Origin of the sequence: Nodosilinea sp. LEGE 07298, assembly GCF_015207265.1 — a bacterium.
Lineage (GTDB): Bacteria > Cyanobacteriota > Cyanobacteriia > Phormidesmidales > Phormidesmidaceae > Nodosilinea.
The window spans coordinates 1-13,928 of the sequence record NZ_JADEXE010000179.1 but is presented as its reverse complement, the minus strand read 5'-3'; the positions used below and the strand labels follow the sequence as shown (position 1 = coordinate 13,928).

11 protein-coding genes are annotated in these 13,928 nt (G+C 57.4%); 6 read left to right on the top strand and 5 right to left on the bottom strand.

What is annotated here, in order from left to right:
• Window positions 1-1,675, top strand: a 1,675-nt coding sequence (locus IQ273_RS21330; RefSeq protein WP_194025179.1) for a hypothetical protein, incomplete at its 5' end; no start/stop codon positions are given.
• A gap of 128 nt (window positions 1,676-1,803) precedes the next feature.
• Window positions 1,804-2,328, top strand: coding sequence for a peptidylprolyl isomerase (locus IQ273_RS21325; RefSeq protein WP_194025178.1), 525 nt, complete (start codon window positions 1,804-1,806; stop codon window positions 2,326-2,328).
• Between the two features lie 174 nt (window positions 2,329-2,502).
• Here the strand turns inward: IQ273_RS21325 and IQ273_RS21320 are convergent, their stop codons facing one another.
• Complete coding sequence (locus tag IQ273_RS21320) at window positions 2,503-3,312, bottom strand: hypothetical protein (protein WP_228053508.1); 810 nt, start codon at window positions 3,310-3,312, stop codon at window positions 2,503-2,505.
• A gap of 87 nt (window positions 3,313-3,399) precedes the next feature.
• Between IQ273_RS21320 and IQ273_RS21315 the strand changes: the two genes are divergently transcribed.
• The 3 genes from IQ273_RS21315 (at window position 3,400) to IQ273_RS21305 (ending at window position 6,744) form a co-directional block, all read left to right on the top strand.
• Window positions 3,400-3,567 carry a hypothetical protein gene (locus IQ273_RS21315; protein WP_194025177.1) on the top strand — a complete coding sequence of 56 codons (168 nt, stop codon included), beginning with the start codon at window positions 3,400-3,402 and terminating at the stop codon, window positions 3,565-3,567.
• Between the two features lie 55 nt (window positions 3,568-3,622).
• Window positions 3,623-6,115 carry an O-antigen ligase family protein gene (locus IQ273_RS21310; RefSeq protein ID WP_194025176.1) on the top strand — a complete coding sequence of 831 codons (2,493 nt, stop codon included), beginning with the start codon at window positions 3,623-3,625 and terminating at the stop codon, window positions 6,113-6,115.
• A 92-nt stretch (window positions 6,116-6,207) separates the two neighbouring features.
• Window positions 6,208-6,744 (top strand): type IV pilin-like G/H family protein, encoded by a 537-nt coding sequence (locus IQ273_RS21305; RefSeq protein ID WP_194025175.1) that lies wholly within the window; start codon window positions 6,208-6,210, stop codon window positions 6,742-6,744.
• 121 nt (window positions 6,745-6,865) lie between these two features.
• Here the strand turns inward: IQ273_RS21305 and pstA are convergent, their stop codons facing one another.
• The 4 genes from pstA to IQ273_RS21285 all read right to left on the bottom strand — a co-directional run bounded on the left by pstA (window position 6,866) and on the right by IQ273_RS21285 (window position 12,827).
• Entirely contained in the window at window positions 6,866-7,846 is a 981-nt protein-coding gene (gene pstA / locus IQ273_RS21300) for a phosphate ABC transporter permease PstA (RefSeq protein WP_194025174.1), read from the bottom strand.
• Entirely contained in the window at window positions 7,846-8,979 is a 1,134-nt protein-coding gene (gene pstC / locus IQ273_RS21295) for a phosphate ABC transporter permease subunit PstC (RefSeq protein ID WP_194025173.1), read from the bottom strand. The genes pstA and pstC overlap by 1 nt, the downstream gene beginning before the upstream one ends.
• Before the next feature lie 447 nt (window positions 8,980-9,426).
• Window positions 9,427-10,092 (bottom strand): phosphorylase, encoded by a 666-nt coding sequence (locus IQ273_RS21290; RefSeq protein ID WP_194025172.1) that lies wholly within the window; start codon window positions 10,090-10,092, stop codon window positions 9,427-9,429.
• On the bottom strand, window positions 10,092-12,827 hold the full coding sequence (locus tag IQ273_RS21285) for an efflux RND transporter permease subunit (protein WP_194025171.1): 2,736 nt from the start codon (window positions 12,825-12,827) through the stop codon (window positions 10,092-10,094). The genes IQ273_RS21290 and IQ273_RS21285 overlap by 1 nt, the downstream gene beginning before the upstream one ends.
• 172 nt (window positions 12,828-12,999) lie before the next feature.
• Here IQ273_RS21285 and IQ273_RS21280 point away from each other — a divergent pair.
• Window positions 13,000-13,928 (top strand): ABC transporter transmembrane domain-containing protein (locus IQ273_RS21280; protein WP_255534631.1); only part of this gene is annotated, 929 nt, incomplete at its 3' end.

Sequence of the window (13,928 nt, the reverse complement as noted above, 5' to 3'; positions counted from 1 at the left end):
CCATGGAGCAGCACTGGCTCAGCTGGCGCGACCCCTGGGCAGAGATGAGCTGATCAACCAAGCAGCGGCTCACCTCCGATCCTTGGGAAAGCTGCGCTCTACTAGTGCTGTCGTGGTGTTTTGGGGGCAGCCGGGCATGGGCAAATCTAGGCTGGCCCAATGGCTGGCCCAGTTCTTTGCTGCCGACTATCCCGATGCTTACCTATCTGCCCAAGTTCGGGCCGAAACGTCAGACTGGGGCAGGGGGCTAATTCTCAAACGATGGCTGCATCAGCTGGGTGAACCTACCCCGGCCCCGGCCATCTCTTGGACTTATCTAGCGGCTACTTGGCAAGCTTGCCTAACCAAGCGCCGTGCCATCGTGCTGCTAGAAACCGACAGTCCAGCGGAGCAGTGGCTGCCCCTGCTACCCCAATCATCATCCTGCATTGTGATCGTTACTAGCCCCTACCCACCCCCCGATTTACCCGAAGTGCTGGGGTTGGCGACAGCACCCCTGGCTCCCGACGATGCGATCGCACTGCTGGCCCATGCTGCCCACGCCCCGGAACCCATTGGGGATGACTGGGGGGCGATCGCGGCCTACTGCGAGCACATTCCCCTCGCGCTCAAACTGGCGGGCACCCGGCTTACCCATAGCTCCCTTAGTTCCCCAGCAGACTCCGTAGCTGATTACCTAAATACCTGGCAAAATCAGCCCCAGCACAGCGCCAAAAGTACGGCCATAGCCCATAGCTTTCTCCATCTATATAATCTTCTTTCGCCCTCCAGCCAAGCCCTGCTGCGACGGTTGGTCATTCTACCCGCGCCGCTCATAACCCCCAGGCTGGCTGCGCTATTGCTGGGTGACAGGTCAGATCCGACCGCTGTTTTAGCCGAGCTGGTGGCCAATCAATGCCTGACATCGGTTGGCCCTGGAATTTATGCCCCCAGCCACAACCTGATTCGGGCATTGGCGAAAGGTCACCTCGCTGGCGAAGAAACTATTTCCACTCGCCGCCAGCTGCGCCTAGACCTGGGGCGCTGGTATGCCGATAGTCTGGTGCAATCGGGCTGGGCTCAGCATCCCAGCCAAAGGCTCGACCCCCTGGCCCCAATTCTTGGACTGCCTGCTGCCTGGGCTGAGTATCACTGGCCCAATTTGGCTCAGGTATGGCAATGGCTTGAGCAAGAAGAAGACTGGACAACCTTGCTACACCTGGGCTTGGGGTTGTCTAGTGCGCCGTCAGGCAGCCTCGACCCGGTTTGGTGGCGGCAGTGCCAGGCGCAGCTTTTGGCCCTCGAATTATTGGCCGCGCAGCCCATGCTGTCGGCCTACCTGCACAATAACCTGGCCAACGCTGAAGCCTACCAAGGTAACTACAATAGCGCCATAGCGCTTTATCAACAGGGCCTCGAACAGATTGGCTCAGATGCCCTCGGCCAGGCTCACCTGCTGGCCAACCTCGGTGTAGTCTATGGCTACCAGCAGCTCAACGAGCAACAGGTCTACATGTGGCAACAGGCCTTGGTCGCCCTGCCCTCCGACAGCCCCATGGCCCAATCCCTGGGTAACTGGATGCAGCAGACTCACCCCGCGATCGCCAATATCGTATTAAACCAAGAGACTACAGATACATCACCCTCTCCCAACGGCGGCTTTCTAGGCCGATGGGTAAACAAACTATTTCAGTAGCGACCTGATAGTTTCGCCTTAGCTAAGCCAGCAGTTATTTCTCTGCCTTAGTCTACTTTGAGCTTTCGGTCAAACTGTGGGTTAATGGCAGAGGTCAACCCCTGCGTCTTGCACTAAGAGAACGATTTATGACTGAAACAACCAATCCCAAAGTATTTTTTGACGTCACCATTGGCGGTACCCCCGCAGGCCGTATCGTCATGGAGCTGCGGGCCGATGTCACCCCTAAAACCGCCGAAAACTTTCGTGCCTTGTGCACCGGGGAAAACGGTATGGGTACTTCCGGCGTGCCGCTGCACTTCAAGGGCTCTAGCTTTCACCGCATCATTCCTGAGTTTATGTGTCAGGGCGGCGACTTTACGCGCGGCAATGGCACCGGCGGCGAGTCAATCTACGGCATGAAGTTTGCCGACGAAAATTTTACCCTTAAGCACACCACCCCCGGCCTGCTCAGCATGGCCAACGCTGGCCCCAACACCAACGGGTCACAGTTCTTTCTCACTACGGTGGCCACCCCCTGGCTGGACGGCAAGCACGTGGTCTTTGGCAGTGTGGTTGAAGGTATGGACGTAGTCAGTGCCATGGAGCAAGTGGGCAGCCGCAGCGGCCAAACCTCCGAGCCTGTGGTGATTGCCGACTGCGGCCAGCTCTAGGGCAGCTAGGCTCTACCACCTCAGTCCGTCATTCCCGCGCAGACATCTCACGTTGTCATTCCCGCATAGGCGGGAATCCACTCATAGAGACTGTTCTTCCGCATGGATTCCCGTTTTCACGGGAATGACGAAATAGTGTTTTGATAGTGATGACTACAGCTATATGACCAAGTGCTAATCATCCTGGGGAAACTGAATACTAACTTCACCGGCTTCGCTGATGATAACGGTACCCCCCAACTCTTCGATGCGATCGATCGCCCGCTGGCGAGTGTCATCGTCAAAGGCAGTACTTAGCACGCTAGCCCAGGCGTTGACCTGAGCCTGCTTGCTGAGTGGGTTACGGGCTAGGAAATCAGCGGTACGCTGAGAATTTTCGGCAACGAATGGGGCGTCTGGGTGAGATGACTGGCTAGCCCAGTCGGCGGCTATTCGGTAAGACTTTTGTGCCGCTTCGGCATCGCCTAGATACAGCAGTTCATCTACGCCGCGATAGCGCCAGATGTAAAAGCCGTCTGACGGAAAGGCGGGGGTGAGACGCTCTAGCCCCTGGGCCGTGAGAGCCACGCTTTGCTCAGGCTTGGCCGCAAAGTTGCTGGTGCTGCCCGAAAGAAACAGATAGAACATTCGATAGTACGGGTCGTTGGGGATGATGACCCGAAAAAACTCTGGACTCAGGCTGTAGCCTGTTTCAGCCCGCGCTTCGTCGTCGCCAAAGTACTGCAAAAAGCGCAGAAAAAACCAGTCGGCCATTAGATTATCAAACCCAAAGGCAGGCATTTTTTGTGCCAAGGTCAGGGTCGCGGCGGTAGCCTGGTCTTGCTGCTCAAGGTTTTGGTCGGCAGCGGTGCGGTCTTGGAGCTTGGCTAAGCGCTGCTGCTGTAGCGGCACCAGACTCATCATCATCACGACAGGCACTACCCAAACTAATAGTTGCTTAGCTCGGTGCAGGGGGCGATGGGGAGTGCTCAAAGATGTCAACATGGGTGTCTTTGGTAAGCGTAAGAAACCTATAGTGCGGGCCACAGACTTGGGCGTAGTTCTAAAATAAGTCTACCCACCCCTGCTGCGATGGTTAAAGACTGGTCCTTTATGGCCATCGCGTCGAGAGAGCGTCTGTACAAAACCAAAGTGGGCCGTCAGCTGACCCGCTTCCCACCAGGTTATTTTCACCGTATTGGCATCATCTATGGCTCAAGATTCTTCTCCGCAACCTTCTGCAAGCAGGGCCGTAAGTGAGGCCACAAGTAGGACCTTTAACTGGCACTGGCTGGGTGCCCTGGCTGGGGTCGCCATGGTGGTAATGACCTGGCTACCACACAGCTACCTGCGCATGGTGGGGTGGCCCTGGGTGCTGGTATGGCAGTCAGGATTTTTGGCGATCGCGCTTTGGCTCATGAGTCAACTGCGTCAGCTCGATCGACCCTTTCGCCCCCTGGGGCACGGCCTGGACTGGGCGGTAGCGGCGACGGGCATCAGCCTGATCGTTTGCAGCCTGGCCAGCGATTTCAAAACCGTGGCCCTGTGGAACGTGGTTTTAGCCTCCTTCTACGTTTTTGCGCTCTATGGCGGGGTTAACTGGGTGAGGCAGGCCCAGGTTAAAACGAGCTATCTAGCCACTGCGATCGCGGGCACGTTTTTGGGTACGGCCATCATTTCCTTGGCGCTGTGGCGACCGGGGGCCGAGTCCGCCATCGACAACGAGTTTTATCAAGCTCTGCGCAACGCCATGCCCTTTGGCCACCACAACTTTGTCGGCGGCTATTGTGCCCTGGCGTTGCCCTTCGTGCTGGCCTGCGCTGTGGCGTTTAGAGGTTGGCGGCGGTGGTTGGCAGTGGCCGCCACAGTTTTAACCGGCATTGCACTCTATGTCAGCGGATCGCGGGGTGCCCTATTGGGCGTTTTGGTATGGCTACTGGTCGCTATAGCGGCTTTTGTCATCGGGTCTACGGCCAAAGGTAGACTTCGTCGTCTGGCGATGGGGGGGCTGGGGCTGGCTGTGATGGTGGTCGTAGCGCTCAGCAACCCCCGCGTGCGCAGTTTGCTGGGCAGCCTAAATTTTGCCAACCCCTCGGGCTTTGTGGTGCAGGATGGGCCGCTGCTCGATCGCTACTTTTTGGCCAAAATTGCGGCCAATATTTTGCGCGATCGCCCTCTGGTTGGCGTTGGCCCAGGGGTGATGAGCCGCGTTTCCAACCTCTATCGCCCCATCGAAGCTGGCCTGGGTATGGATCATTCTCAGCAGTTGCACAGCACGCCATCCCAAGTTTTGGGCGAAATGGGGCTATTGGGGCTAGGGGTTTATCTGCTATGGCTGGTGCTGATTATCGGGCTGTGGCTGCGCCTGCACCGCACTATTGAAGACAAGACCAGTCGATGGCTGCTCTACGGGGTGGGCGGCGGCTTTTTAGCCTACGGCATCTCTAGCCTGACTGATTGGCAACTCGAAAATATTGGCATTTCTATGGCGCTGGTGGTGCTGCTAGTGGTGTTGCTGCACCTTGCCAACCCATCAGAACGGCCTCTGCCTTCGCCCGTGGGCGGGGCTACCCGCCGCTACCTGAGCCTGGGGCTGTTGGCCTGGCTGGTGATTGCAGGCTACCTGTGGCTGATGGCCGACCTGGGTTTCTGGCACGGCGATCGCGCCGTGAGCCGTGCCAAACAGGGAGATGTGGCTGGTTCACTACAACACTTCTCATCTGCCGCTGCACTGGTGCCGTGGGACCCCACTTACCACGCCCTGCTAGGGCAGGAGATCTATGGGTTGCTGCCTCTGGTGCCCCCTGAAGAACAAGCGGCGGCGCGCCAAGATACCCTGGCTAACCTCTATGCCGCTACGGCGATCGCCCCCAACGATGCCTGGTTTAACCACAATCTAGCGGTGCTCTTGCTGCCCCAAGACCCGGCAGCCGCCCAAGTTTACAGCCAGCGGGCGGTGCAGCTGTTGCCCAGAAGCGGCAGCTTGAGCCGCTACCTGCTGGGGCAAACCTATCTGGCCCAGGGTCAAACCGAAGCGGCTGTTACCGCCTTTAGCCTGGAAGGGGTGAGCCAGCCCGAGTTTTTAACCCTGCCTCTGTGGCGAGAAGAGCCGTTGGCACCGCTTCAAGATTCCGTGCTAGATCAGGCCCTAGCTCATCATCAAGCCGTGCTGGAGGCTACGTCGCCAGACGCTCCAGGGTACGCCACTCTCTATGACCAAACGGCGCTAGTGCGATGGTGGTACCAGCGGCCCATACTGATAGCGGAGTCTGGTACGTTACGCCCCATTACCCAGGCGCTGTTGGCTACAGATCAAAACCCCGCAGAGGCTCTAGAGATTGTCAATCAGGCCCTAGAGCAATCGCCCCAAGACCAGGGCCTGCTGCTGCTGCGGGCCTGGCTACAGCCCAGTGAGTTTGCCCAGCCCTACTTCGAGCAAGCCAACCTGCCTCCAGCAGAGCAAGCCCAGATAGCCGCGTCGCTGGTTGACTATCGAGACGTGCGATCGTGGTTAACGGCGTTCGGTACCCCGATTCAGCGCACGGGGCGGAGCCTGCTGGGCCTCACCTACCGCAACCGCTACGCCCAGAGCATCAACTTCATCGCCCCCCCCAATGCCCCATCAGGTGAGTTAGATCAGTGGGCGATACCCGAGCTGCTGGGCTTGTTCTTAGACTTTCCTAGAGAATTTGTGGCCCTAGACCAAACCGTAGAAACGCTGCAAGCAGAGCAGCTCAATCTGCCCAGCGCCGTCAACAACGGCTTTGAAATTGTTCCTGCACCTGGGCCAGCCGAAAAACTTTTTTGACAGGGTGTGATCGCTGGGTGAGAGCAGGTGGGTAAGTTAGACCCAGGCGCAAACAACACCTCTACCGCCTACCCTCAAGGAGACAAAAACTTATGAAAACCTCTCTCAAAGCCAACCTGCTGAAGCACCTCGTTGCCAAGAAAGAAGAAGGCGGCTTCACCCTGATCGAACTGCTGGTTGTTATTATCATCATCGGTATTCTGGCTGCGATCGCGCTGCCTTCTTTCCTCAACCAGGCCAACAAAGCTCGTCAGTCTGAAGCTAAAACCTACGTTGGTTCTATGAACCGTGGTCAGCAAGCCTACCGCTTAGAAAATCCTGAATTTGCCCCCGACTTTGTCAATCTTGCCATTGGTATTCCTTCCAACACCACTTACTACAATTACGACATTGATAATGCCGGAGTGGGTGGTGCTACAGCCTTGGCTGAGCCAGTTGATGTAGCTCTGAAGTCCTATGCTGGCGGTGTTCAGCTGACCACAGGAGCCGGTGGCCAAGATGCGACTACCCTTGCAATTCTGTGCGAATCTGAAGTCGCGGCTACGCCCCCTACTGTAGCGGCCATCAACGTTACCACGCCTCAAGCTGCTACTGCCGTTGTCTGCGATGGTGGTTTCAAGGAACTCTAATTGAGCTAGGTTACGCCTAACTCAATTTCTCTTCTTTAACGCAGGGTTCAGCTATTTTTTAGATAGCTGAACCCTGCGTTTTTGATATTCATTGCTTTGTTGTTTTAACTATGTTGAACATTTACGATCGCTGCCCTTGAAAGCGACTGCGCAATGCGATCGCAATACTATTCATTAGCACCAGCATCACCAGCAGCACAATAATGGCGGCGGCTCCGTTTTCATGGAACGCCTGCTGGGGGCGGCTAATCCAGTTAAAAATTTGAATCGGCATGACCGTAAATGGGCTTTGGGCCACATTCATTGGGCAGCGTACCAGGTCTAGGGGGTTGAAGTAGGGGAACTCCTCGGTGCAGCCGGGGGTAAAAGGCACAAAGGTGAGTGCACCAATGGTAATTAGCGGCGCGGTTTCGCCAATGGCGCGGGAGAGGGCCAAAATTACCCCGGTGAGAACGCCAGAGATGGCGGCGGGCAGCACGTGGTCACGTACGACTTGCCAGCGGCTGCCCCCCATCGCCAGCCCCGCCAAACGAATGCCTTCCGGCACGGCGCGCAGCGCCTCGCGGGTAGCGACAATGATAATCGGCAGCACCAGCAGAGCCAGTGTGAGCGCCCCGGCCAGCACCGATCGCCCGCCGGTAATCGGCTCCATGATGCGCACAAAGGCGGCTAGCCCCAGCAGCCCGTAAATAATGGATGGCACCCCGGCCAGGTTGCTGATGTTGATCTCGATCAGTCGCGAAAACCAGTGATCGTCAGAAAATTCTTCCAGGTACAGCCCCGCCCCCACCCCGACGGGAAACGCCACGATGGGGACAATAATCATCACCCAGAAGGTGCCAGCCAGGGCACCAATAATGCCCGCGTTTTCGGGTCGGCGGGAGGGAAAGCTGGTGAGAAATTGCCAGTTCAGACGGCCTAAGCCCTGGCTTAATACGTCAAATAGCAGCCAGCCGAGGACCGCGATCGCGATCGCGGTGGCGACCCAGGTAGCTAGCTTAAAGGCGCGATCGATGGTGTAGCGCTGGGGCAAGTTGCCCGCAAACTCTGATTCAACTTTCGAGGAGGTCGGTAAGGAAAACTGTGATTGCGAAGAGGCCATTAGTCGTATTTCTCCCGAAAGCGACGCACAAACCAGTAGCTGACAATATTGAGCGCCAGGGTAATTAAAAACAGCGTCATACCCACGGCGAAGATGGTTTTATAGGCCAGTGACCCAAACGGGGCATCGCCCAGGCTGACCTGCACAATAAAGGCCGTCATCGTCATCACTGGAATCAACGGATTGATGAAGCCCAGGTCGCCGTCGATGGGCTGAGGGTTTTGCCCTGCTGCCAGACTGACAATCATGGTTTCACCAATCGCCCGCGACATCGCCAAAATAATCGACGCCACAATCCCCGACAGCGCCGCCGGTATTACCACCGCCTGAATGGTTTCGCGCTTGGTGGCCCCCATGGCAAAGGCTCCCTGGCGCAGGTCTTGGGGAACGGCGTTAATCGCATCTTCGCTCAGCGATGCCACTAGAGGCAGGATGCTCACCCCCAGCACCATGCCAGCGCTGAGGGCGTTAAACCCCTGTAGCGACGGAATCAGCTGTTGTAAGAACGGGGTCACGGTGAGCAGCGCAAAGTAGCCAAACACCACCGAAGGCACCCCAGCCAGCAGTTCTAAGACGGGCTTGAGCACCTGGCGCAGCTTTGGGGCAGCGTATTCGCTGAGGAAAATGGCAATGAGCAACCCCAGAGGTACCGCTACGGCCATAGCGATGGTGGTTGTCATTAGCGTGGCGCTAATCAGTACAAAAATGCCAAAGTCGGTATCGTTAGCAAACAGCGGCGTCCAGCGAGTATCGGTGAAAAAGCGGGTGATGGCGTAGAAAAACCCGGCGGTCTGGCTGGGCGGCTCTAACCCAATGGCCTGGGATGATTCGCTGAGCTGTGTAGGGTCGAGGGCCTGAATTTGGTCGCCCACCGCTTGAATTTGCGCCTCAGAAGCACCAGGTAATAGGTCAGGTAGACGATTGATCCAAAGTGACTGGCGAAAGAATGGGTCGGCGAAAAAATCAATGGTTTCAAAAATCAGCGTGAGCACAATGCCCAGGGTAGTCAGAATGGAGATGGCCGCAAATACGAGGCAAACAACTCGCACAATGCTTTCTACCCGACGACTGCTGCTGCGGTTGGGCTTCCACAGAGAAGATTGGTCGGGGGGTGATGAAAACTCGGTTGGCATCGGGGTTAGAGCCTCCGCAGTGAGTTAGGGCATCAACGGTACATTAAGTACGCTAAACCGCGATCGCACCATTTGCTCACGACTTTTTGAGATTTATTTAGTTCTTAAATTCTGCTTAATTGAACTGTCTTTATTAATTAAATTTCCCTTAATCTGAAGTCACGGTATAGCCATAACTGCTCACGTTAGGACAGATCTGTCATACCAAATCCGAATCATAGCCCCAATTTCGAACAGGCAGCTTGTGTAGGGGCAAACGGTGTTTGCCCAGCCCAATCGGGGGTAGCTAAGGCGGATTCAGTATCATCCCCGCGTAGTCGGGAATCCACTAGCCCGTAACTGCACTCAAATGGATTTCCGTGAAAACGGAAATGACAGACAGGGATGGTTGCAAGCAAAATATCCTAATGATGTCGGTGATAGCTATACTCTGCCGCTACTAAAGTCTCACTTAAAAAGGGTTGGGGTTACTTGCTCTAGAGTTTTGAGCCCCTGGAGGGAGTTGCTAATAAAGTTTAGAGCTGCAATGGGGCGCTTCAAAAAGCTGCGGGCGAGAATCTTGGGACGGAGGCTGCCGTCTGGCCCGATCGCCCGGCTGATATCCGGTAAATCGTGGCTACAGTCATCGCTGATTACCCGCAGAAGGGCGATTTTGGCCTGGGGCATGGCGTCTAGCAGCACGGCGCTTTCCATATCGACCACAGCGGCCTGGTAGCGATCGCCCAGCCGCTGCTTTTCGGCCACCGTGGTAATGACACGATCGCAGGTCACCCCCATGCCAATTGGGGCATTAAGGCGCTGGGTCAGGGTGTGGGTAAGGGCGCGATCGCTCTGGAAGCACTGGGGCTCATCTCCAACGTCATTCCACACCTGCCCAAGTAGAATAGCGTCGCCCACCGAATGATGGGTCGACAGGCTGCCGCCCAAACCCATGAGTAGGATCTCCCGATCGGCAAAGCGCGATCGGCCTTCCCAACTTGCTAAAAAGGCGCAAAACGCCGCTGGCCCCGCTGGAACTGAAACCACTGGGGGAGCCTCTGGAACCCCTTTTAGGCCCCGCACCACCGCCTGATGTTCTGCCCCAGCGGGCACAAGAATCACCTGAATAGCCATCAGGCCGACCGCCTGGTGAGCCGAAGCCAGCCATCTTCAAGCAGGGTGTAGAGCACCGGCACCACCACCAGACTCAGCAGGGTTGAAGTCAGCAGACCGCCAATGATGGCAACGGCCATGGGCTGCCGCAGTTCGGCCCCGGCCCCAAGGCCGATCGCAATCGGCACCATGCCCAATACCGTCGAAGCGGTGGTCATAAGAATGGGCCGCAGCCGCACTAGCCCCGTTTTCATAATCGCGTCGCCGCGCTTTAGCCCGGCCCGGCGGAGCTGGTTGGCATAATCCATCAGCAAAATCGCGTTTTTGTCGAGCAGGCCCAGCAAAAACAGCAGCCCCAGCAGCGACACAATGCCAAAATCGCTGCGGGTAATCCACAGCGCCAGCATGGCCCCCACGATTGAGAGCGGCAGCGACAGGCCCACGACAGCCGGTTCCAGCAGCCGACCAAAGGGCACCAGCAGTACGAGCATCATGCAGACGACGGCCAGCACCAGAATGCGGCCAAAGCTGCCCAACACCTCACCGGCCCGAGCCGAGTCGCCAGCTAAATCAATGCGTACACCTGGGGGGACGACGGACTCAGCGATCGCCACCACCTGATCAGTCGCATCGCCCAGAGCTTTGCCGTTGCTCAGGTTGGCGCTGATGATGGCGACCCGCTCGCCATTCTGGCGGTTGATTTCGGCGATCGCATCGGTAGTATTTTCTTCCCCTGAAATGCGCACGTCGGCGAAGCCGGGCAGCGCGGTGAGCTGAGCCTGAATTTCAGCGGCGGCCGTTTGCAGGGCCAGCACATCGTCACCGAGTAACGCCACCTGGAGGGGTTTTTCGCCCCCCGTATCCACAAACTGAATGTCTTCGACGCTGGTCTCAAGTCCCTCACGAGCAGGCAAGTCCTGGCGGAGCTGGGCCTGGACGGCGGCGGTATCGCGATTGCGATCATCGCGCAGCTTGATGTACAGACTGCCCTCGTTGGGTCGCCCCCGTCCGCCCACGGTGGTCAACACCGATGCCACTTCGGGCAGCTGCGATACCGCTGATTCCAGGTCATCGGCCTGCTGGAGGGTTTGCTGCAAGAGCTGCGATCGCCCGTTTTCAGCCGGGGGCGGCACCGTCGGCACCGTGGGCAACGCCCCCGGCTGTCGTTGAAGCTGCGCTAGATCGGGGCGCTGGGGTAGGGGCGTCGTGTAGTTGAGCAAAAACTCCCCGCGATCGAGCTGGGGAATAAAGCCCTGGGGAATCAGGGGAATGATGGCAATGCCCGCGATCAGACTGGCGATCGCTAACCCTACCACCACCCAGCGATGGTGCAACGCCCAGGCGAGAATGTGGCTGTAACCCCGCTCTAGCCAGGAGCTAGGTGCGGCATCTGGAATCAGTGGACCCGCGTTAGTTAGATCAGAATCGGCTGGTAGCGGGGGCGAGTTGGGGTTAGCCGACTTCGCCCGCAGCCAGTAAACGGCCAGTACCGGCGTCAGCGTGCGCGCCACTAGCAGCGAGGTGAGCACCGCCGCAGACACCGTTAGGCCAAAGGGTTTAAAGAACTGCCCCACCGTGCCGCCCATCAGCGCCACGGGCAAAAATACGGCCACGATGGTTAGGGTCGAGGCCGACACCGTCAGCCCAATCTCATCTGTCGCTAGCAGGGCCGCCTGCCTAGGACTCGCGCCCTCCTCCATATGGCGAGTAATGTTCTCAATTTCAACGATCGCATCGTCCACAATGATGCCAATCACAATCGCCAGGGCCAGCAGCGTAATGGTCTCCAGGTTAAAGTCGTAGATCGCCATCACGATCGCTGTGCCCAGCAGCGATAGGGGAATCGCCAGCGCGGTAATCAGCGTGGCTCGCCAGCTGCGCAAAAAGCCTAAAATGACCAGTACCGCCAGCACGATCGCCCCCACCAGCGCATCGATGGTGGCCTGAGTCGCCGAGCGAATATAGTCGGCTTGGGTTTCGGCCAGCGTAATCTGCACCTGGGGCAGCTGGTCGCGAAGTTGCTCTATGGCGGCTTCAACGCGATCGACCACCTCTAGGGTGTTGGCCTCGCCCTGCTTGACCACCTGCACCGCCAGCGCCGCTTCCCCATTGAAGCGAATCAGGGTAGGTGGATTTTGCAGTGCGGCTTGAAAGCCCCCCGTGTCGTTTGCGGTAGGGGTAGATTGAGCGCCCGTGCCCCGTAGATCGACTCGCAACACGCCGGGCAGGTCTTGCAGAGAGGGCAAAATTTCGGCATCGGCTAGGTCAGCCAGCTCTGCTAGGGTCAGCTCGTCACTGGCCAGGGCATAGCTAATGGCCGTCGCTTCGTTGAGATTGAGGGGAATGATTTCGTAGTCGGCCTGGTTGGGTAGTTCGGCTTGGGCGATCGCCTGTTCTACAGCAGCGGCGGCTTCTGCCAGACCCCGGTTGACGCTAAAGCCGGTTCTAACCAAGGTTTGCCCCGCTGAGGTCGTCGAGTTGAGCCTAGACAGCCCGGTCAGAGATTGCAGCTGTGCCTCTAAAGGAATGGTGAGCTGAGCTTCGGTATCAATCGCCGTTTCTATGGGGGCGGTGGCATTGACCAGCACTACCGAAAAGGTGATATCTGGGAACAAGGCATACTGCAAAGAGCTAAACGCAAACAGCCCAGCCACCCCAATCACCAGCCAGCAGCAAACCGTCAGCCCGCCGTTCTGAATGGCTAGCCGAGAGATATTTAACCGTTCTCGAAGCTGGCTGAGGTCGGGTCGAGGCATCGCTTGAGTTAGCAAAGAGAACCGCAGATATCATAGCTTGTTCAATAGGTTGATTAGCTCGTGCCTTTGCCAGTAGCAGTGCTGCCACCGCCCATGCCGTTCATCAATCGAGCGATGTTGACTGAGACCACACCATCACAGCCCTGGCGCATAACCGATTTACGAGATTTCCATGAGCTTAGTTTTGTTTCTCTTGCAAACGTCTGGGCCAGCCTTGCTAATCGCCCTGGCCACAGGCCTAATTAGCGGTGGCTGTAGCGCCGGGCTGATTGCGCTAATCAGCTACTCGATCGCTCAGGAGACAGCAGGAACCGTGGTGGTAGCGGCGTTCGTGGGTTTGGGCGCGATCGCCCTAATCACGGCGATGATTTCCCGCATTTTGCTGGTGCGGTTTTCTCAGGCTGCGGTATTTGAGCTGCAGCTTCAGCTCTGCCGCCAGATTTTGGCCGCTGAGCTGAAATCCCTAGAAACGCTGGGGTTGCCTGGCCTGCTGGTCATTCTGACTGACGATATTCAGGCGATCGCGGCTGCCGCCAGCATCTTGCCCGTCTTGATGATCAACATCGCTGGCACCGTCGGCTGCATGGTCTACGTGTCGTGGCTATCGTGGCAGGTGCTGGCCCTGGTCCTCCTGATTACCCTGGTAGCCTCGTTTAGCTGCCGCTGGTTTCTGGTGGCCGGGCGACGTGGTCTGGCGGCGGCGCGAGAAAAGCAAGACCGACTGTTCCAGCACTTCCGCAGCCTAGTTGAAGGTATCAAAGAGCTAAAACTGCACTACCTGGGCCGCCACGACTTTTTTGACCTCGATCTGCGCCAAACCGCCCTCCAGGTCAGGCACTACAACCAGAAAGGGCTGAGCCTATTTGCCATCCTCGATAGCTGGGGTAAGTTTATCTACTTTTTTGCGGTGGGGCTGGTGCTGTTTGCCCTGCCCAACTGGATTGGCATTAGCCCCAATACCCGAGTGGCCTATGTGCTCACCTTTACCTACCTGCTGGGGCCAATGGAAAACCTGGTCAATAAGCTGCCGCTGCTGGGCCAGGCCAGCGTTGCCCTCGATAAGCTAGAAACCCTGGGGCTAAAGATTAATCAGCCTGCTGC